This is a genomic window from Chroococcidiopsis sp. SAG 2025 (assembly GCF_032860985.1).
Classification (GTDB): Bacteria; Cyanobacteriota; Cyanobacteriia; order Cyanobacteriales; family Chroococcidiopsidaceae; genus Chroococcidiopsis.
The window spans coordinates 6,079,179-6,099,812 of record NZ_JAOCNC010000001.1 but is presented as its reverse complement, the minus strand read 5'-3'; the positions used below and the strand labels follow the sequence as shown (position 1 = coordinate 6,099,812).

Annotated in this window: 18 protein-coding genes; 7 read left to right on the top strand and 11 right to left on the bottom strand. The window is 45.2% G+C overall.

Annotation, left to right across the window (positions count from 1 at the left end):
• Positions 1 to 190: 190 nt before the first annotated feature.
• The 3 genes from N4J56_RS29835 (at position 191) to N4J56_RS29825 (ending at position 2,615) form a co-directional block, all read left to right on the top strand.
• Positions 191 to 922, top strand: a complete 732-nt coding sequence (locus tag N4J56_RS29835) for a carbonic anhydrase (RefSeq protein WP_317109850.1) — start codon at positions 191 to 193, stop codon at positions 920 to 922.
• Between the two features lie 438 nt (positions 923 to 1,360).
• A complete protein-coding gene (locus N4J56_RS29830; RefSeq protein WP_317109848.1) occupies positions 1,361 to 1,969 on the top strand; it encodes an SET domain-containing protein in 609 nt (202 codons plus the stop codon).
• A gap of 28 nt (positions 1,970 to 1,997) precedes the next feature.
• Positions 1,998 to 2,615, top strand: coding sequence for an MFS transporter (locus tag N4J56_RS29825; protein ID WP_317109846.1), 618 nt, complete (start codon positions 1,998 to 2,000; stop codon positions 2,613 to 2,615).
• 31 nt (positions 2,616 to 2,646) lie between these two features.
• Here the strand turns inward: N4J56_RS29825 and N4J56_RS29820 are convergent, their stop codons facing one another.
• The 3 genes from N4J56_RS29820 to N4J56_RS29810 all read right to left on the bottom strand — a co-directional run bounded on the left by N4J56_RS29820 (position 2,647) and on the right by N4J56_RS29810 (position 6,556).
• A complete protein-coding gene (locus N4J56_RS29820; protein ID WP_317109844.1) occupies positions 2,647 to 5,055 on the bottom strand; it encodes a GH116 family glycosyl hydrolase in 2,409 nt (802 codons plus the stop codon).
• Between the two features lie 177 nt (positions 5,056 to 5,232).
• Positions 5,233 to 5,955, bottom strand: a complete 723-nt coding sequence (locus N4J56_RS29815; RefSeq protein ID WP_317109842.1) for a molybdopterin-dependent oxidoreductase — start codon at positions 5,953 to 5,955, stop codon at positions 5,233 to 5,235.
• A gap of 16 nt (positions 5,956 to 5,971) precedes the next feature.
• On the bottom strand, positions 5,972 to 6,556 hold the full coding sequence (locus N4J56_RS29810; protein WP_317109841.1) for a cytochrome b/b6 domain-containing protein: 585 nt from the start codon (positions 6,554 to 6,556) through the stop codon (positions 5,972 to 5,974).
• A 130-nt stretch (positions 6,557 to 6,686) separates the two neighbouring features.
• On the opposite strand from N4J56_RS29810, the gene N4J56_RS29805 reads away from it, so the two are divergent.
• Together N4J56_RS29805 and N4J56_RS29800 are read left to right on the top strand one after the other, a co-directional pair.
• Positions 6,687 to 8,390, top strand: coding sequence for an RluA family pseudouridine synthase (locus N4J56_RS29805; RefSeq protein WP_410500634.1), 1,704 nt, complete (start codon positions 6,687 to 6,689; stop codon positions 8,388 to 8,390).
• A gap of 10 nt (positions 8,391 to 8,400) precedes the next feature.
• Positions 8,401 to 8,877 (top strand): GNAT family N-acetyltransferase, encoded by a 477-nt coding sequence (locus tag N4J56_RS29800; protein ID WP_317109839.1) that lies wholly within the window; start codon positions 8,401 to 8,403, stop codon positions 8,875 to 8,877.
• Positions 8,878 to 8,906: 29 nt separating this feature from the next.
• Here the strand turns inward: N4J56_RS29800 and N4J56_RS29795 are convergent, their stop codons facing one another.
• Positions 8,907 to 9,710, bottom strand: coding sequence for a tryptophan-rich sensory protein (locus N4J56_RS29795; RefSeq protein WP_317109838.1), 804 nt, complete (start codon positions 9,708 to 9,710; stop codon positions 8,907 to 8,909).
• Positions 9,711 to 9,817: 107 nt separating this feature from the next.
• On the opposite strand from N4J56_RS29795, the gene N4J56_RS29790 reads away from it, so the two are divergent.
• Positions 9,818 to 10,978, top strand: a complete 1,161-nt coding sequence (locus N4J56_RS29790) for an ISH3 family transposase (RefSeq protein WP_317106316.1) — start codon at positions 9,818 to 9,820, stop codon at positions 10,976 to 10,978.
• A 28-nt stretch (positions 10,979 to 11,006) separates the two neighbouring features.
• Here N4J56_RS29790 and N4J56_RS29785 read toward each other — a convergent pair whose 3' ends face one another.
• The 5 genes from N4J56_RS29785 to N4J56_RS29765 form a co-directional block, all read right to left on the bottom strand.
• Positions 11,007 to 11,555, bottom strand: a complete 549-nt coding sequence (locus N4J56_RS29785) for a methylmalonic aciduria and homocystinuria type D protein (protein WP_317109837.1) — start codon at positions 11,553 to 11,555, stop codon at positions 11,007 to 11,009.
• Between the two features lie 8 nt (positions 11,556 to 11,563).
• Positions 11,564 to 12,442 carry an alpha/beta hydrolase gene (locus tag N4J56_RS29780; RefSeq protein ID WP_317109836.1) on the bottom strand — a complete coding sequence of 293 codons (879 nt, stop codon included), beginning with the start codon at positions 12,440 to 12,442 and terminating at the stop codon, positions 11,564 to 11,566.
• A gap of 64 nt (positions 12,443 to 12,506) precedes the next feature.
• Positions 12,507 to 12,980 (bottom strand): cupin, encoded by a 474-nt coding sequence (locus tag N4J56_RS29775; protein WP_317109835.1) that lies wholly within the window; start codon positions 12,978 to 12,980, stop codon positions 12,507 to 12,509.
• A gap of 231 nt (positions 12,981 to 13,211) precedes the next feature.
• On the bottom strand, positions 13,212 to 14,348 hold the full coding sequence (locus N4J56_RS29770) for an IS4 family transposase (RefSeq protein WP_410500401.1): 1,137 nt from the start codon (positions 14,346 to 14,348) through the stop codon (positions 13,212 to 13,214).
• Between the two features lie 256 nt (positions 14,349 to 14,604).
• A complete protein-coding gene (locus N4J56_RS29765; RefSeq protein WP_317109833.1) occupies positions 14,605 to 15,975 on the bottom strand; it encodes a proton extrusion protein PcxA in 1,371 nt (456 codons plus the stop codon).
• A 223-nt stretch (positions 15,976 to 16,198) separates the two neighbouring features.
• Here N4J56_RS29765 and N4J56_RS29760 point away from each other — a divergent pair, with 223 nt between their 5' ends.
• Positions 16,199 to 18,472, top strand: a complete 2,274-nt coding sequence (locus tag N4J56_RS29760) for a recombinase family protein (RefSeq protein WP_410500633.1) — start codon at positions 16,199 to 16,201, stop codon at positions 18,470 to 18,472.
• A 176-nt stretch (positions 18,473 to 18,648) separates the two neighbouring features.
• On the opposite strand, the gene N4J56_RS29755 is transcribed toward N4J56_RS29760, so the two are convergent.
• Both N4J56_RS29755 and N4J56_RS29750 read right to left on the bottom strand, forming a co-directional pair.
• Complete coding sequence (locus N4J56_RS29755; protein WP_317109829.1) at positions 18,649 to 19,500, bottom strand: protein-glutamate O-methyltransferase CheR; 852 nt, start codon at positions 19,498 to 19,500, stop codon at positions 18,649 to 18,651.
• 26 nt (positions 19,501 to 19,526) lie between these two features.
• Positions 19,527 to 20,627: a chemotaxis response regulator protein-glutamate methylesterase gene (locus tag N4J56_RS29750; protein WP_317109827.1), complete on the bottom strand. Its 1,101-nt coding sequence runs from the start codon at positions 20,625 to 20,627 to the stop codon at positions 19,527 to 19,529.
• Between the last annotated feature and the right edge of the window lie 7 nt (positions 20,628 to 20,634).

Genomic DNA, 20,634 nt, shown 5'->3' with positions numbered 1-20,634 from the left:
TTCCTAATCGTTAGGTTCTGTTGTTTGGAAGATTTTTTGCAAGTTAGCTTATTTTAATTTTGCAGATTTCCACGTCAAAGCGAAATTAGGTCGTGCGACTACAAACGCAGCAAACATAGAAGTTTACTGTGCTGATTTTTCCTGTTTTATCAGGCAGAAATCAGCAGATATTTTTAATTGAGGTGCGGTGATGACTCGAAAAAATGGATTTGTTGGACGACGCAATTTGCTCAAATTAGTGGGTGTAGGAGGAGCTAGTTTAGCTGCGACTACTGTTGTTAGTAGCTCGTGGGGCGCACAACCTGCTGTGGCACAACAAACAGACACTAAAGAAAAACCAAAGCCTGTCAGTCCAGATGATGCTCTCAAGAGATTGCTGGACGGCAACCAACGGTTTATGAAAGAGAAGCGGCAGACTCCTAACCAATCAAGACTGCGCTTGCAAGAGGTTGCCGCGGCTCAATATCCTTTTGCTGCTGTTTTGGGCTGTGCTGATTCGCGAGTTCCAGCAGAAATTGTCTTCGATCAAGGGCTGGGAGATTTGTTTGTCGTTCGGCTGGCTGGCAATGTTGTTAGCCCTACAGCTACAGGTAGCCTAGAATTTGCTACATCGGTTTTAGGTTCCCAACTAATTATAGTTTTAGGACACGAAAGATGTGGTGCAGTACAAGCAGCACTCAAAAGCGATGCGCTTCCTGGTAGAATTGGCACTTTTGTTGAGGATATTAAACCAGCATTAAATGGGATCAAAGCTCAATCAAATGATGCAGTTAATGATGCTGTTGTAGCTAACGTTCGATATCAAGTTGGATTATTACAAGAGAGTTCTTCACTACTAACTCAACTAATCAAAGATGGGAAACTAAAAATCGTAGGTGGTCGTTATGACCTAGATACTGGAGCAGTTACTCTAGTCACTTAAATTTGGGCGGGGGGCGATCGCTTGTTTTATTTTTGGCATACACTTCTACAGCGGCAGCGATAAAGCTGTTTATTCACCAATGGCGATCGCTCTCAGTCACATCATGTATGGGGAATTTCCTGAAGGTCAAGCTTTAACTGTATATTTGGCAACGATCACCCTACGAATAATTGCTCTACAAATGTGAGAAAGCTGTTTATTTTTCGTAAATTATTTAGGATAGTTGTAGAATAATATACTAGGTTTTAAATGTTGCTTTGAAATAGCTGTAATTACAACTAATCGCTGTTAAATTGAGTTAGATATTATATCTAATTAGGGGTATAATCCCTAACATTTACATTGTTACTGTGTAGAAATATTAAAAAATTCTTTAATTGGCTATACTGCGAAAATAATTATGGTAGAAAATTACGCATTGCTATACATTAAAACTTTATGGTTCATCCAGACACGGAACTACGTTTTGTCAATGAAATTATTGGTTACGGTGTATTTGCTACAAAATTTATTCCTAAAGGAACAATAACTTGGGTAGTTGACGAACTCGATCGAAGACTTGATGAGGCTTATGTATTGTCTCTAGATAAACTTCAGCGAGATCACATTTTCAAATATTGTTTTCGCGACAGAAATGGTGACTACATAATGTGTTGGGACATTGGTAGATATATGAATCACAGTTTCCGCGCTAATTGTATATCTACAGCTTATGATTTTGAAATAGCTGTTAGAGACATTTATCCTGGTGAAGAATTAACCGACGACTATGCATGTTTTAATTTAGACGAACCTTTTGAATGCCTTCCAGAACCAGGGTTTGCTAAAACCAAAGTCATGCCTGACGATTTCTTGCTGCTATATCCAGAGTGGGATAGGAAAGTTGCTAATGCAATGAACTACTTCAATGGAGTGGAACAGCCATTGAAGAAGTTTATTTCAAGTAAGTTTATCGATAAAGTGAATGCAGTTGCCACTGGAAACGAGCGACTTGACTCCATGCTTAATTGCTATTACAACCGTCATCAGAAACTAGTGACCGCATAGAATTCATCAAATTATTACGTTGTTTTCTATGTTGCAAAAAAATCTCAAAATCTTACTTTACAGTAGTAACATCTGGTATTTGGGCGAGGGCATGTTTGCTCCAATTTTTGGTTTATTTACTCAAAAAATTGGAGGCAACATTCTTGATATTAGCGGAATTTGGGCTGCATATCTGGTTGCTACAGGAATTTTTACTATCCTAGTTGGAAAGCTATCAGACCGCAATATAAGCAAAGCCAAACTCATGATAATTGGCTATGCTTTAAATGCCATTTTCACATTTTGCTATCTATTCGTATCTTCTCAACTAAGTTTGTTTGTCGTTCAAGTAGGGTTGGGAATTGCTTCTGCTTTAGCAACTCCTACCTGGAATGCTTTATATGCACAATGTGAAGATCGAGGAAAGGCAGGGCAAATTTGGGGCATGGCTGACGGACAATCAAAAGTCATGACTGGTCTTGCTGTAGTGCTTGGGGGAGTAATTGTTAATTGGTTGTCTTTCAATACTTTATTTATCACAATGGGAACGGTTCAAGTTATTGCTACCTTGTATTCCATTCAACTGTTAAAGCAACAGGGACGTGCAGCAACAACTACTAATAAAAAGCATTTGCTAAGAAGACATCAAATAAATCCAAGCGATTGACAAAAGCAAAAGATGGTAAATTACTAAATAATTAAAACTCAAACCACACGCCATAAATTGCCCAAATTGCCATTGCTCTCAAATAATAGCTTGCCCGAAAAGTACCAACAGATGTAATTGCTTCTGGAGTCCGGAATTGCAGCCCATTTTTGTAGATTTGATTGACAACTGTTTCTGTTAATTGCAGTGCCTCAGCTTTCATTTCCATTTGCAAGAGAAAAGCCGCCAATCCGAAATTGATTCCCGTCCATACTTCTAATGGATGGGTAGCATTAGGATTTTCAGGAGAACCATTCAGTTTTAAACCGTTCGCCGCCCCAAATTTTCCCTGATGAAATTTCAAAAAGCAAGCATCGTATATAGTTTTGAGTGCAGATAAAGCACATTCTTGCGGTACAATGTCAGGTAGTTTTAATAAACGAGCGTAAAATTGTCCGCAGAGTTGATCTGCCATCACGACATCAGAACCACTACCGCTATCTAAACGATAATATTGTCCGTTCCAAAGTTTTTCTTGGTAGATAGGACGCGATCGCGATAACCAAGATTGATAAGTGTCGATTGTTTCTTGTAGAGACGTTACATGTAATGTCTCTATAGAATTGAGTAAAATTTTACCAATGGCGATCGCCGCTTCTAAAGCTGCCAACCACAATCCCCCACAATAAGCACTAACACCCTGCAACTTCCAATCATCAAAAGTTTGATCTGGCGCACCAGAATTTTCAGGAATTCCATCGCCATCTTTATCGAAAGATTTCAAGTAGTTGAGGGCTTGAACGATCGCCTCCCAACATGATGCTAAAAACTCTACATCAGTCGCACCTGTCAGTAAATAGTCTCGATATACCTGCAAGACAAAATCGCTGGGTAAATCCTTCCACAAATTGCAATCTTGATATGCCGTGTAATTTGTTTTTTCCCAAACGTGTTCGTTAGGTGCGCCTAAATCGTGAGGTGTTGCACCTGCAACTTTACGCGGTGCGAGGGGCATTTCTGCCCCAATAGTAAGGTAATATCCAATGAGGCGACGATTGTTGTCACTGGCAGGAATAGCCCGTGCAAAAGCCCGCATTACAGCCTTTTCTAACTCTGGAAATAAGATTAATAAAGCAAACGAACCGTAAAGCCGCACGTCAAGGCTTTCATACCAGCGATAATCAATACATTCTAAAATGGCAAACTGACCGATCGGATCGCGCTCTGTCGCCGCACTCCACAGCGTCCCACCGCTGGTAAGATCGTAAAGTTCGTTAAATAGTGCCATCTTGAACCAATCGGGCAGATCGGTTTTGTCTAGAATTGGTTGTTGCCAAGCTTGAATTTGAGATTGCCAAGTTCGATCCGAATGTAAAGCTGTACGAGCGATCGCCCAAGCATTTTTACCCGTGCGATCGAAAAAATCTGTATAGCGACGATAATATTTGACCCCAGCAGCAAATTCCGTAACGGGAAAATCCCAAGTTAAAACAAAGGGAATCGTGCGAGTTTCCCCTGGTTGAAGTGTAAAACGAATGGCGATCGCACCTGCAATTTGTTCTCCCTCTATAGCTGGTGTCTCATCTTGTATGTTGGATAAAGCACCTGATTGGGCAAAACTTGTCCATATGTCTTCTCCCGTACCGACAGGATTCCAACGGGTATGATGAAAGACTTCTACACCGGGCTGTTTTGCCGTAGCAATGCACCACTGTCCGTCCCCTTCTTCTGCATCCTCGCTATTATCTCGCCCTAATAAGCATCCGACAGACTCGGAATCTTCCAGCAACCGATTAAAATTTCCCTGGCTTTCTCCCCAGCGCGATTTATATTCATACACTGGGCTACCATCATCTCTAATTTTTACTTCCGAAGATTTACTGGCATTGGTAAACCACCCCGTCATATTCTGCCAGGACAGCATGATACTCAAAGTTATGGGGGCATTAGTAGGATTATGGGCAGTCCAGACAAATACACCCACTGGATAGCTGCTTTCTTGATAGTTATTTACCCAAATTGGCGAAAACTGTTCGCAGGTTAACTGAGATTGAAACACACCCTCATAGACAAACCAGCTACGAGGATACAACGCATGATACGTGCCTGTATGGGCGTGTTGTTCGCCCCTAGATGGATACCACTGCCAACTCTGCAATCCATCTTCAGGTGCTTCCGTACACAAAGCGTAAGCCTGACGAGATGCACTCCGTTCAGACACGCTTTCAAACACGCTAAACTGGCAAGCAGGCATCGGCTGAAAAATATGCTCGCCGCCGTCCACCTGCCACAAATTAAAATCACCCCTAGAAGACCGACCGATACAACCCGCACCAAAGCCCCCTAAAGGCATACCGTGCCAGGGACCATCATCTAAATTACTTGCGGTACGGACAGTATAGGGCTTATCCCAGCCCAGACCGATAGGGCGCTGCCAGGTACAGTTAGGAATGTTCATCATTAAGGTGCTGAATTGCATCCCATAGATTTTACTCTTGGATTTGGTAATTGGTCATTGGTAATCGGTAGTTGGCGGTTGGTAGTTGTAAATTTTAACTTTTGTACGGGCGGGTTCACCAGTCATGTTTGTTGGAGTCAAAGTTTCTTGGTAAACCCGCCCCTACGAATGCTTGACTTTTTACAATCCTGCATACCATTCGTAGCCTTGGTCTTCCCAGTAGCCTTTGACGGGTAGGAGGCGATCGCTGAGGATGATGTTAGTGACCCATTTACTTTGCTTGTAACCTAGTTTGATTGGCGAGGCGAGACGTAAAGGCGCACCGTTATCTATTGGTAAAGGTTGCCCGTTTTTCTGATATGCCATCAACGTTTGCGGGTGCAGACACGAAGCTAAATCCCAGCTTTCGTAGTAGCCATCAGCGGATTTGAAATAAACGTATTTTGCCTCGGGTTTAGGTTGGGCAAGATTAATAATATCCCGCAATCGGACTCCACCCCACTGCACGATCGCCGCCCACCCTTCCACGCAGACGTGACGAATCACCATTGAGGCGAGGGGCATTTGCTGAATGTCTGCCATGCTGAGGCTGAGGAATTTATTGACTGCACCATCAACAATCAGACGAAATTTGGTTGGATCGATTTTTGGAGTAAAGTTAAATGAGTTAACAATTAATGCTTCTGGTTCAATCTCGCTAATTGGAAATTCCGGTGCGAGTTTTTCAGGATTGAAAATTAAAGTTTCAACTTTTTGGTTCAATGGTTCGGAAACTTTACCGACTATATCTTCAAATAAAGGCGTGCCACATCCACCTAATAATAAACTGACGCTGGAAAGCCCAGAAAGTTTTAGAAAGTGACGACGTAACAGTCTTTCGCGGGGGATTTGAATCTGATTCATATTATTATAGATAAGCTTACCAAAACATCGATTCTAAAAGGCGATCGCCACCGACTTTTCGTCCTAGTAAGGCGTGGATTGTGGCAAAGATAATCACGATTGGGACTGTAGCGAAGTGAGCGATTCGCAACGCTTGCCAATCGCCAAAACAATCGACAATCCAGTGAAATTGAGCGGGTTTGTACATACCCAAGCCGCTAAATATAGCCAGTAATAAAATGGGAACGATCGCCGTATAAGCGATCCGATGCCATGCATAAGCACGACGCTTTTGGTTTTGACTCAATTTCAGTGCTTTGATGTCTTTATCGCTGACAAATCGATGTTTCCAACGACGGGAAACGAGGATATAAATTCCATAAAACACCAAGTTGAGCGAAAACAGCCACATTGCAGCAAAATGCCAGTGTCTACCACCAGCCAGCCACCCTCCAAGGGTAAAAATTGGCGGAATATGCCAGCCTGCACGCCCGCCAAATACGGGGTTAGCATTGTAGATTTGCAGTCCGCTGGTCAGCATAATGAATAAGCTAACAATATTTACCCAATGAAAAATTTTGGCTGCAATATCTTGCCTGGGAAGTCGAGACAGAGATTTCATGTCAGTTATCAGTTATCAGTTATCGTAGGGGCGGGTTTAGCGTATAGATTGCCATCAAAACAGTAAATCTTTGGTCAAAACCCACCCGTACAGGAGTCAATTATCAGTTATCAGGCAACCATCAACCAATATTATGATCCTTCATCTACCAACAGATTTTATTAGCTCAGGTTGCGTTGCTGGTGACTCACCTGTCAGTTATTGGTATGAAGGTTATTGTCCCCAGACGGGTAAATTCTTGACACTACCTCGCACTCCTTTTGTAGAAGCGATCGCAATTGGGTTGATGCAACAGCTGGCTACTGATGCGCGGTATTCCCATGAGGGGAAAATGTATGGCGTGTTGCTTGTCGAGACTGCTGCTGGGGAACGGCGAGTGCTGAAAGCATTTTCTGGGCTTTTGCATGGTCGTAGCACGGTTGCAGGTTGGGTGGGGGCGATCGAGGGCAAAGAACTGGCTTTAGAAGAAGCCCGTACCCTGGATATGTTAGCAGCAATGAAACAAGAGCTAATTGCCTTGCAACAAATCCCAGAGCGACAAAAGTATGCAACGTTAGGGCAGGAGTTTGAAACCCGTTGGCAGCAACTGACAATCCTACATCGCGATCGCAAGCAACAAAGGCAATCTCAGCGCCAGGTATTTCAAGATACCCTCGCAGGCGTTGCTTTAGTAGAGGCATTAGCGCAACTAGACGAACAAAGTCGTCAGGATGGGATCGATCGCAAGCTGTTTAAGCGTCAACGAGATTGTCTGTTACAACCGCTCCAACAGGCGATCGAGCAAGCAGATAAGAGAACGCACGAGTTGAAACAACAGCGGAAAAGTTTATCTAGACAGCTACAAGCTTTGATGCACGCTAGCTACAAGTTAACCAATTTTGCAGGGGAATCTTTACCAATACAGCAGTTGGCGGGTTCGCTGCCAACTGGCGCTGGTGCGTGTTGTGCGCCCAAATTACTGCATTACGCAGCAACTCACAACCTCAAGCCACTGGCAATGGCAGAGTTTTGGTGGGGATTGCCTTCAACTAATGGCGAGAAGGTGCAGGGGAAGTTTTATGGAGCCTGTGCAGAGCGCTGTCAGCCACTAATGGGGTTTTTATTGTCAGGTTTACAGCATCGATCCCCCCAACTCCTCTTACCGAAGGAGGGAATTAGATCCCCCCAACCCCCCTTGGAAAGGGGGGCAATAGGATCTGTCCAAGCCGCCTTGGTAATCCTTTATGAAGACGAGTGGCTGATTGCGGTGAATAAACCGCCAGGATTGCTCTCTGTTCCTGGGCGTTATAGCGATCGCTACGATAGCGTCGTGTCTCGCTTACGTTATTTGCTACCTGATGGGATGGCGATCGCAGCTGCCCATCGTCTAGATTTGGAAACATCGGGTATTTTGCTACTAACTCGCGATCGCGCTTCTTATCGTCATCTGAGCCAGCAATTTCAACAGCGGCGAGTGCGTAAAGTTTATGAAGCGGTACTTACCGGATGCGTGACGCAAGCAAGCGGTACGATTCAACTACCACTTTGGGGAGATCCCTGCGATCGCCCTTATCAGAAAGTCGATGCAAGGGGTAAGCCAAGCATAACTGAATTCCAAGTCATAGCAAGATCGAACGATTCTACTCGGATTCAGTTCTTTCCATTAACAGGACGGACTCATCAGCTTAGGGTTCATGCTGCCGATCGCCAAGGGTTAGGAATACCTATATTAGGCGATCGATTGTACGGTTGTCGCGCCCAAGTAGAGCGTTTATGCTTACATGCGAGAGAACTTTGTTTCGAGCATCCCCACTTAGGGAAAAGTATTTCTCTACAGGTAAAAACTCCATTTTGACAGTTATCGTATGATTCGACCAATCGCACCCGATGACACAACCGCACTGATTGCCCTAGCCGACGCGACCGGACTGTTCGAGCCGAACCAACTTGAGGAGCTTGGCGAAATACTGTCCGATTACTTTGGCAATAACAGCAACAGCGATCGCTTCTGGATCGTTGACGACGACAACGGACTAGTGGGGGTTGCCTACTGCGAGATGGAACGGATGACTGATGCAACGTGGAACCTGCAATTGATTGCCATCCGACCCGATCGCCAAGGACAAGGACGTGGTGCGAACCTGCTACAGTATGTTGAACAAATGTTGACGGCAAGTGGCGGGCGCGTACTATTGGTAGAAACGTCAGGACTGCCGGACTTCGAGCGCACGCGAGCATTCTATCGCAAGTGCGGTTATGACGAAGAAGCGCGAATCCGCGACTTCTATAAAGCGGGCGATGACAAGATCGTTTACCGTAAAGCATTATCCGCTCACAGGTAGTAAGCTGGCGCAGTGGTTTCCCTCACTCCTCACTCCTCACTCCTCGCTCCTCGCTCCTTACTTTTCACCCTGCTAAATCCTAGTAGGACTACAAGAACGATCGCTGCTACTACTGCGGTGATTGAAATAGCCGGATTATTTAGAGATAAATGACGAACTGCGATCGCAACATACGCCCAAACAAATACCAGCGTAAAGGCAATATCTGCCCGTTGAAGGGCAACTACAGAGGCGATCGCTGCACCAACAAGCAGCATAATGATAGTCCATCCTAGAGGGCTTATGCCCCAACCATTCCAATTAGAAATATAAAGAGCAGAGGCAATATTAACAATCGTTGCTACAGAGATCCAACCTAAATAAATACTAAATGGGATGTGTACCAGCCATTTGAATTCGCGCGATCCTCTTGTGCCAATTTCTAATTGCAAGTAAGCTCCAATTAAGGAGATTAGAATTGCTAGCATTGCTATTACTGAAAGCCAAAATAGCTGTAGCGTGAAGAGATATACCCAAGCAATTTGAGCTAGACAAGCAATAATTAGTAAGACATCAACTCGATGCAGAGTTGAATTTTGGCGCTGTGCCGGAAGAAACTGATAAATGCCATAGGCAATTAGTCCGAGATAAATTAATCCCCAAATGGCAAAGGCATAATTTGCTGGTGTAATTTGTACGCCTTGAAGAATGGTGTTGGCAATTTCACCAATATTTAATCCTCGAACTGGAAAGAAATTTGACAAGACGTTAACGCTGAGAGTCGCCAAGATAGCAAATAGTGTTGCCAAAGGCAGTACAGTTGCTCTATTAGAACCTTGTGTGGATGCTTTCATAGATGTTTTCTCAAGCTGCGATCGCAGATGCACGCTCTTATACTCAGTAGATCGAAAATTCTCCAAGAAAGGGGTAGAGTCAGGCAAGCATTGATCAAAGTTGAGCCATGACCCTGTCATCCCCATCCCCATTATCTGCTGCCCCGGCGCTGACTGATGAAGCTACCTTGAATGCAGCATTGGATTGTCTGCTGGAGCATTTGACAATTCCGACTCAAGGAGATTGCAACCCGCAAACAATATTTCAAGTCTTGATTCGAGCGGCAAGCAAGCAGGACAGCATCGAACACACAACCCAACAACTGACGGGAGTGCCGACCGGAAACACGATGCGTTATCATCTGGACAAGTTGGATGAGATGCAGGGTCTGGAAGCGCAACTGAATCAGGCATTACAAAGCCGAGTACCACCCCGCATTGCCAGAGGCAAGCAACGCCTGGCGATCGACTTACATTTGATTCCATACTACGGCAATCCAACTCCAGCCGAGCAACCTTACATCTATCGTTCTCAAGCCAAATTGGGCACTACCTCGTTCTTCGCCTACGCAACTGTTTATGTGATTGCTCGAAACAAGCGTGTTACGTTGGCAGTTCATGCAGTGCATCGACAAGAAACGTTAGTGGCAACCTTGACGTATCTGCTAGCAGCCCTTTCGCCCCTGCGACTGGGAATCAAACGTCTGTATCTCGACCGAGGATTTTTCTGTGTTCCAGTAATTCGCTGGCTCAAAGCGCTCAACCTCCCGTTTATCATGCCTGCCATCATTCGGGGCAAAAAAGGTGGCACTCGGCAGCTGCTGAAAGGGCGCAAGAGCTACTTCACGACCTACAGGTTGAGTGGCTCCTATGGAGCAGTCGAGTGCAACATGGGCGTGGTCTGTCGCTACCAACGGGGGCAGCGGGGACGACGAGGGATTCAGTATTTGGTTTATGCCGTCCACGGCATCAAACTTGCCCTGTCTACATTGCATCATAATTATCGCTCTCGCTTTGGCATTGAAACCAGTTACCGAAGCAAGAATCTTTGCCGGATTCGTACCACTACCAAAAATCCGGTTGTGCGTCTATTATTCGTGGCATTGGCATTTGTGTTAGTCAATTTGTGGGTCTATTTGCGCTGGCATTTTGTTAGTCGCAGCCGTTTCGGCCCACGTCTGGTTTATCAGCATTTATTTCCCCTTAAAACGATGCTGGAATTCTTATGCCATGCGGTGGAACACCATTTTCCAGTGGTTCGAGCCGTTTTTTTACCCTTGACCAAGTAAACTTATCGATCTACTGATACTGGCTCTCTTATACTGGCTTTATATTTGGAAAAGATTGCCCCTCTACGGTTGGATCGCTCGATCCTGCTACGGGTTGAATATGGCAGTGCGTGCTATTAGCTGCTATGTTAGCCACGATTTCTGCAACTACATCTGGTTGGGCAGATGAGACAAGCGTAGAAGGATAAACTGCTTTTCCCCAAGTTGGATGGACGATCGCGGCACACTGACCGCTGCGATCGATTGTATAGCCTAAAGTCGCGCCAACAACTTTCACATCGCTCAGCCGCACTTGACCAGGTGGAGAAGTTATAGGAAATCCAGTGCGCGGGTCGAACATATCTGCTAAGTATCCCATTGTTCCTAGTTGGGCAATGATTTGGCTGCCAAATTCTAGAAATTGTTGCCGAAATTCGTTCTTATAGATTTCTGTCTCAACTGTCCGTTCCAAGAAAGCAAATTGACACAGTTGTAAAACTACAACCACAGATAAAACTGGCAACGACCAACTCGGTAAAAGCCGATTTAAATGAGTGCGAATGAATCTAGGAGCTGGGTGAACTGAGTATTGCAGCATTTCATCAATTAATATGCTTGCTGAATATCTTCTAGAGCTTTTTGTAAATCTAGTGCGTGCAGCCAACCAACAAAGCCTGCATACAAACATTCTCCGGTAGGAGAGGCAACAAAGACACAATCGATACCAAATAAGTTCTTGCAAGTGCGAATAGTAGCACCATTTGGCAGTGCGATCGCGATTTGGGCTTTAGCAAAATCGCGGCGATGACCGTCTGTCATGCCTGGTACTGCCTGCAACCGTTGTACGATATCGTCATAGACGATCGCCTCACCGACATTAGCATCCATCCAAAAGTCTTGAATGATGGTGGCAACCGTAGGATAATTTCGCAAGACGGCATGGGCAAGTCCCGGCAAGCAGATAAACCGAGCATTTTGGAATTTGGTAGATTCTACTGGAACTGTACCATCGCTACCACCATCAATGTCTCCGGCGATAACTAATGTGGGAATTATAGAAGCGATCGCGGCTGCAATTGGCTTACGATTTTTTCCCAGATCGCCAGCAATCCCAATTCCCCAATTTAAAGGATCGATCGCCCGTGCCACATCTGCACCACCGACTGGCGATGCAATCAAAACCAACGAGTGAATTCTAGACCACCACTCGGGATGGCGGTGCAACACCTCTAACCAGATCAAACCACCCATTGAATGACCGATAATCTTCAGCGGTACGTCTGGATATCTGGCAATCTGTTCGCTAGCCAGCTTTTCCACTGCCTGAATCAAAGGCTCGATTCTCACCCAAGTTTGAACGTAACCCAGACTCGGCGCAAAAACTGGAATTGTATCTGTGACCAACCGACGCGCCAGTAGCATCATGGCACGGTTATCATCTGCCCAGCCGTGCTGCACGAATAAAAGAAATGCCGGATCGACCAATTACACCAATCCCCTACACGAATATGTCTGTAAGGGTGGGTTTACGGTAAAACAAATAGATACTTTAAACAAATCCACCCCTACCACTACCCAAGGCTTGCTGAATAATTACAGCCTCCATCTCTGCTAGTTTAGCTCCCGCGATCGCGAGATTGTAGGGAAAAGGACGGGGACGAGGAATATAATCTCGCGGTTGCGTCGGACGATGGCGCAGAACGGCATTAACAATCGTGCAGGGTTCGGAATCTAGATTTATTGCACCGTGTAGCACGCCTGGGGGAATTTTAACAACTTGAGGCAGGCGATCGCTCAATGGAGTATAGCGATACTGCTTATTTTCTAAAGTCACGAGGGCTAAACGCCCTCTAACAACTAAAATCTGGTCTGTCTGAGATTTGTGAACGAAGAGATCGTCAATCGTGTGCGGCGGAATCTGTACCAACATTGTCTCGTGGCTGGACTGGGGAGTATAAAACTGAGCCATTCCCCCTTGAATTGAAGCTAGCGGATAGATCTCAATACCCCGATGAGCAGCCATACCAAACCCGTTTAGACTAAGTGGTTCGCTCCTAATCTAACCCAATACGGTTCATTTAAGGCTACGCTGTGCTGAGGATAAAGAAAATAGGAGGATTGGTTCGGGAGGGGGTGGCTCGATGTCTTGGCTTTTTTGAGCGAAACTTGGATACAGGTTTTTTTACAACTCTGGGATTGGTACGAGAAACTCGTTCAGGTAACAGAGTGTCTAAAATCTCTACAGTTAACCAACTTAAAAAAAGGGGAGTTCTTGTGATTGCAAGCGTTGAAATTTCGGGATAGCACGACGAATAACTCGCAATGTCCCAGTGAAACTCAGACGCAAAGGAGTGATACCCGCGCTCTTTGCAGCTTGAAACATCAATAACCGCACAGCCCAGTGTCCTAACAACCACCCGTAAACTTCCTGCACAACTTCACGCGGTTTTTGAGAGCGAATATGAGTTTTTCGTCCTGATAAATGTACTTTGAGTTCATCAATAGTATTTTCTACTTCCCAGCGTTGATGATATTCAATCGCCAGTAGTTGAGCCGGAAATTTCTCCAATTCCAATAAGCTGGTAATTAAGCGATATCTTAGTTGTTCCTCTGGGTTGTCGGTATTACCAATTGTGTATTCAATCACTCGGACTTGTATGGGCTGGCAAGCTTTTGAGCGGAATTTAGCAGGTGGATAAATCCAACTCAGATAAGAACCATCCGCCAGTGGTTCTTCGCACAAAAACTTGACATTTGCGGGAATTCTTCCTAAATAATCGCTACCAGTTGTGACAGTTGCTTGCACCATTGCATAAGAATGTAACCCTCTGTCCCACATCAACAACATCCCTGAACTCACGGAGCGTAATAATCTTAATGCCCGCACTCGTTCTCCTATTCGATATGGACACATCAATGCATCAAAGATTAAATGTGTTCCTGCTTCTACCAAAATGACTAATCGCAGTTTGGGAAATGCGGCTTGTGTGCCAGGACGGCTGCTCGGACGACCAAAAACTCTCGCATTTTCATCGCTGTCTGGCAGATCGAAGCAAGTCCGATCAATTACCACAATTCGCAATCCATTGAGAAATGCTCCTTTGGTATCGGTGCTAGCCATTGGTCGCACCAGTTGATGGAACAATTGACTCATCACCCTTGGACTTAATCGTTGTCGGGCTTGCGTTATTGCTGATTTACAAAAAACTCGCCAGTATTTCCCCACTTTCACCCATGCTTCGCTCAGCCCATCAATTAAGTTTTTCAGCACATCTCTCATCGAATCTCGTGACCACAGACTCATCGCAATTACCAAACAAATTACCAATTGTGCTGGTAACGAGCGTTTACGTTGTTCACAAACTTTAGTTTTAGCGATCGCTTGCTCGATCTCCGTGGATGGGATGGCTGCCTCTATCGCTTTGAACACATCACTACTTTGTATCGTAGGAGACAACAATGAGAAATCCTTCAGATGCACTACACTCACTTTCCATTCTTGGGAACAATGCTTAATTTACAACACTTTGAGCCTTAACTGAACCGTAGTGCTTACAAATCATGCCTGCGGAGGCAGGCTATTTAAATCTTAGACCGCGCAGGCGGTCTTTGCCTGTATAGCCGCGAATTCTATTCGCCCAATATTACTATTCGTTCATATTGCGGTAAGTCGCCACAGCAGAAGGAGAAATTCTGTTGAGATAGCGGAAAATCCAGTATTTAAAAATTGTGTCGAGAATTACGGGAAATGTCGCGATAAATAAGAAGATAAAATCGTGATTTTCTGGTAATCCTAAATGTCGCGACACGCTAGATAAAATAACTTCCCAACCGTGGGGAGAGTGGAATCCAACAAATACATCTGTAAATAGAATAATAATAAATGCTTTGGCACTATCGCTTAAACCGTAAACAATTTGATCGAAAAACTCTTTCAAAACAGCGAGTTCTCGCTTACTTACGAGTAGCAACCAAATAAAAGCTCCAACTGAGAGGAGATCGGCAAAAACATTTTTAATCGCATTAGAACTTTCGGCACGGAATTCCTCAGCAATTTCTGCAACTCTCTCTTGTAATCTCTTCTCAATCTCAACTGAAGAGATTCCCTCGCCTCCATTTAGAAGATTTTGAAATTTCAGTCTCTCCTCAAACTTTTGCATTTCTGCTAATGCTTTCTCTTCCATTTCATAGTTGAGGAACATCGTAGCCTGTTCGGGATTGCGGAAGCGATCGACAAGCGGTCCAATAACTATATTTTTTGAAATTTGAAAAGTTAGAAAAGGAACTATAACTAGTAATAATACTAATCTCACTGAAATGAGAGTTCTTCTTTGCGAGGTACGAAAATTTTTGACAACTTCTTCTTCAGCGCTCGGATCTAATTCTACTTTCAGTCGGTTCAAGGTACTTAAGATCGAGCGAGGTAATACACCTGTCTCTTCAGTTTTACTACTAGGTTTATTATTTTTCTCGGAACTTTCTATAGAATTGGAGCGAAGTCTTTCTTGAGTACTTTGAAGATCTCGATTATTGAAAAGTGCATCTGGTCGGATAATTTGAGGCTTAATCGCAGGAAGACTTTCTTTTTGTTCTTCCTGATATCTCGATGCGATCTCATCAATAAATCTAAGTTTTTCTAAAATTAATGATGGATTGTTTCTCTGTTGTATGGCAAAAGAATCCCTGTTGGAATTTATCCCATCTTGCCTAGATAATTTAGTAATAGTTTGATTGGAATCTCCAAAAATAGTACGACTGGCATTAAACTCAACGAGTCTCATGCGAATCGTTTTCAGATGTTTTTTCAGATCTGATTCAAACATCGTCATCGTATTGCGTCCGAAACTGGCAAATTCTGGTGAGATTTTCCGACCACCAAAATGCTCATCTTCGATCGTCTTAATTAGAAGTGCAGCTTTGTAAGCTTCATCGAGCGATCGCTCTGGCGTGTCAAAATACCACTGTTGGGCAGAGCGTAAGAAAGCATAAATTTTTTGCGTCCAACTATAATTTCTCATCGCCAGCCTTGAGTCAAGTTTATAGTGGTTAGTAGCTAGTGGCTAGTCGAATCAGTGGCTGAATTCTTCATCTAGTTAATAGTCACCGATCGCTGATAACTGATAACTGATAACTTTGTACAGACATTACATGTAACGTCTCTACACCGGTCACTAATATTGACATACCGGGTATATTAACAAATCTCCGAGGATAGAGTTAGTGCGAATTATTTCGGTTTGGATGGTTGGTTCTACTCGCAGTGGCAAAACGACTCGTTTAGTCGAACAATTTTGTACGTGGTTGCAAGCAGGCGATCGCCAACAGTCCTCTTGGGGACGACAGCGCTTATATCCTCATCAAGGAGAACCAGCAGTTTTAGTCTTAGCAGCAAATGACGATAATCGGCGGGAATTACGAGATAAATTAGCGGCAGCAACAGATGGTAAATATCCGATTCGCGCTAAAACCTTATTAGGTTTTTTTCAAGATGAAGTCACTTTATTTTGGCCCCTGCTGCTCCAGATTTTGGGACTAAAAGCTCAGTTTCCCGTACGTTTGCGCCCAGAAACCGAACAGGAATTAGCCACGCGCCTGTGGCGACAGCAGCTAGATGAAATTCCCCGTCCAGCAGGGATCGGCGAGTCTCGTTGGGTGCGTCGCCTGCTGGATATCTTGCAGTTAGCAGCAAATAGTGGCACTGCGATTGAAGATGTGGGGTGTATTCTCGCAGCACTGGAAGAGGAGCAGAGGAGCAGAGGAGCTGAGGGAGCTGAGGGAGCTGAGGGAGAGAAGAGAGCTAAGGGAACTGAGGGAGAAAAACTACGCGCCACTAGCCACCAGCCACTAGCCACTCTCCCGACTCCCGACTCCCTCATTCTTAACTGGCGCAATTGGTGTTGGGAGAGGGGTTTTTTGACTTATGGAATCACGACAGAACTCTACAGCAAGTATCTTTTAGGCGATCCCTACTATCAGCAGCATTTACTACGACGCTATCGCTACATTCTGGCGGATGATGTCGATGATTATCCAGCTATAGCCCGCGATTTGTTTGAGTTTCTCCTCGACCGAGGGGCGGTTGGTGCGTTTACTTATAATCCCGATGGAGCCGTGCGTTTGGGACTAGGAGCCGATCCCGAATACTTGCAAGGCTTAGCAAAGCGCTGTCAGATAGAATTTATCCAGCCTTCCTCGATCGCGCTGGCTGACGATTTGGCAACGCCAGTAGTAGAGTTAGTCACGGAACCACTGGCACTGTTTTCGCTACCAGAGTCAGTGCAAGCAATCCAAACCATATCGCGGGGCGACTTACTGCGACAAACTGCCGATTTCATCATTCAAGCGATTAAATCGGGACAGATTCAGCCGCAGGAAATTGCTTTAATTGCTCCTGGTTTAGATGCGATCGCCCGTTATACCCTAGTAGAAATTCTGACTAAACACGGGATCTTTGTCGAATCCCTGAACGACCAACGCCCATTGACAAGTTCTCCGATTATCCGAGCCTTACTCACCCTCCTCACCCTCGTCTACCCAGGTTTAGGACGTTTAGTCGATCGAGATATGGTAGCGGAAATGTTAGTAGTATTAAGTACGAGGCGAGAGGCAGGAAAGCAGGGAGCAGGGGGAAGAGAGCTGGGGGAGCAGCAGGGGAAGCTGGAGGAGCAAGACAAGTCACAAGTTACAAGTCACAAGTCACAATTAATCCCGAATTCCGAATTCCAAATCGATCCTGTCCGTGCTGGCTTGATTGCCGACTACTGCTTCCAACCGCACCCAGAACATCCAAATTTACTACCAGCAACGACCTACGATCGCTGGGATCGCTTGGGCTATGCGGCAAGTTTAGCTTATGCTCAGATCGTGCAGTGGATAGAAGATCAGCGATCGCAGCAAGAACAGCGGCTTCTCCCCAGTCCCATTGTTCTACTCGACCGTGCTATTCAAAAATTTCTCTGGCAAGGCAGTAACCTCCCCTACGACCAGTTAGCAGCATTACGAGAATTACTAGAAACAGCTCAACACTATTGGGAAATCGATGCGCGGCTGCGGCAGTCTGAAGGGATCGATACTCCTGCTCACACTACGATTGCCCAATTCATTCAACTGCTACGACGGGGTACAATTACAGCAAATTCTTATCCCGTGCGTCCCATTGGTGCTGCTAGTCGTGCTGTCACCTTAGCGACTATCTTCCAATATCGTTCCAGTCGGCGGTTTCATCGTTGGCAATTTTGGTTGGATGCAGGCTCTCCCTTGTGGTCGCGTGGTGGTGCGGCAACTTTATACGGTGCGCCGTTATTTTTACAACATCGATTCGGTCGCCCTTGGACGGCGGAAGACGACTTAAGCGCCGACACAGAAAGACTGCGGCGAATTTTGCGAGATTTACTTGGGCGTGTAGGAGAAAGAGTTTATCTATGTCACAGCGATTTAGCCGCCAACGGACAGGAACAGAACGGTACTTTGTTATCTTTAGTCAACTCGGCGATTCCAGTTATAGATAAGAGTTGACAGTTCTTGGTCATTAATCATTAGTCATTGGTCATTTGTGCGCGGTTAGGAGGTCAGTTCTTCCCAACTCCCCTGTACGGGCGGGTTTTGAGCAAAGAGCTATTGACATAAGGCGTGAATATGCTTGATAAACCCGCCCCTACGACTCCCGACTCCCTTTCTCCACTGATAACCGTTCACTGCAAACAATAACACACGCCTCCTTCCTGCTGTATTCGTTCAAACGAGTCATCGAGATAAATTGTGGTTTCACCACCACCGAGAAATAAGTAGCCGTCCGGTCTTAATTGCTGTCTAACTTTTTTGAGCGTAGATTTCTTTGTATCAGTATCAAAGTAAATCAATACATTTCGCAGAAAGATAATATCCATTGCTGGCATTGATAACCATGGGTGGATGAGATTGATTTGACGAAACTCAACCATCTGGCGGATCTGGTCTTTAATCTGCCAGTTCTGCTGCTGTTGCTGAAACTGAAAATATTTCTCTCGCAGATCGACGGACAATCCGCGCTGAATTTCCCACTGGCTGTAGCGACCTTGACGGGCGTGGGCAAGAATCTGGCTAGAAAAGTCGCTGGCAATTATCTGCAAATCCCAAGTTGTTAGTAGAGGAAAATGTTCGCGGATCAGTATCGCAAGGCTATAAGGTTCTTGACCGCTAGAGCAAGCTCCACACCAAATCTTGAGCGATCGCTCTTTTGCCCGTCGCGAGATTAATTCTGGTAGCGTGAAATTTTTGAGTACTTCAAATGGATGACGATCGCGGAAAAATGATGTTTCAGTTACGCTCAGTGCCTCGATCGCTCGGACATGCAGGTTGCCAAATGGGTGCGATCGTAAATGTTCTACGAAACTGTTTAAGGAATCAAATCCCGCCGTTTCTGCTATTGGTTTTAAGTGTAACTCTGCTAAATAGTCTTTACTCACATCCAGCACGATCGCCGCATGTTGATAAACTAGCTGACAAAGATACTGAAAATTGATGTTGCTAATGTCTGGTGTCTGCTTGCTACAGACTTTTAACATTGTTATATAAAAATACTAACGATATCTTAGGTATTATTACACACTAAGCGGATCGTTTCATCTGCCATTTGGTCGATCGGCAGCACTCGGTCGGCAAGTCCGGCATTAGCTACAAACCCAGGCATTCCCCAAACGACGCTACTCGCTTCATCTTGCACTAAAACTTGCCCCCCAGCCTCGCGTAGCTGCTGGCAACCCCGCAATCCGTCTTGACCCATACCTGTTAAGACAATTGCGATCGCGCTGGCACCAAAAACTTGTGCTACCGAGCTAAATAAGACATCGACGGAAGGACGACAAGAGTTTTCTGGTGGTGCTTGGTGGGTGACTAAGCGCACGACATCGCCATCTCGTTGCACGGTAAGATGAAAATCTCCTGGGGCAATCCAAACCTGTCCGGGCTTCAGTATGCTTCCGGAAATAGCTTCAGCTACTTTTAAGCGGGACTTGGCAGCAAGCCGTTCTGCTAACAATTGAGTAAACATGGGTGGCATATGCTGCACGATCGCAATGGGTACAAGAAAATCTGCTGGCAACTGCGATAGCAACACAGCTAGAGCATTTGGTCCTCCGGTGGAAACGCCGATGGCTACGATTTTGGGAGTTGGGGAGAAGAGAGCTGGGGGAGCTGAGGGAGAAAAATTACTGCTAGCTCCTGACTTCTGACTCCTGACTCCTGACTCCTGTGTTTTGACTTTTGACTTTTGACTTTTGACTTGCTTTGTCCCAAACAGTTTTATTTTCGGTACCAAGTCGTCAAAAACATGTTGGCGGATAGCTTCGATATTGCCTAAGTGACTCGGCTTGGTAGCATAATCTGATGCACCTAGAGATAGAGCATCCAAAGTTGCGATCGCCCCTGCACGGGTGAAAGTGCTAAACATAATGACAGCTATATGGGGATGGATCTGCCGGAGCGCTGCTAAAGTTGCTAAGCCATCCATGTCTGGCATTTCCACATCCAAAATCACCACATCAGGATTGAGTTGAGCAATTTTTGCTAGTGCAATGCGACCATTCGCCGCTACTCCCACCACTTCCAATTCTGGATCTTCAGCTAGCAGCTTACTCAGGCGGTTGCGCACAACCACTGCATCGTCAACTACGAGAACTCGGATTTTTGGCATTAGTAAG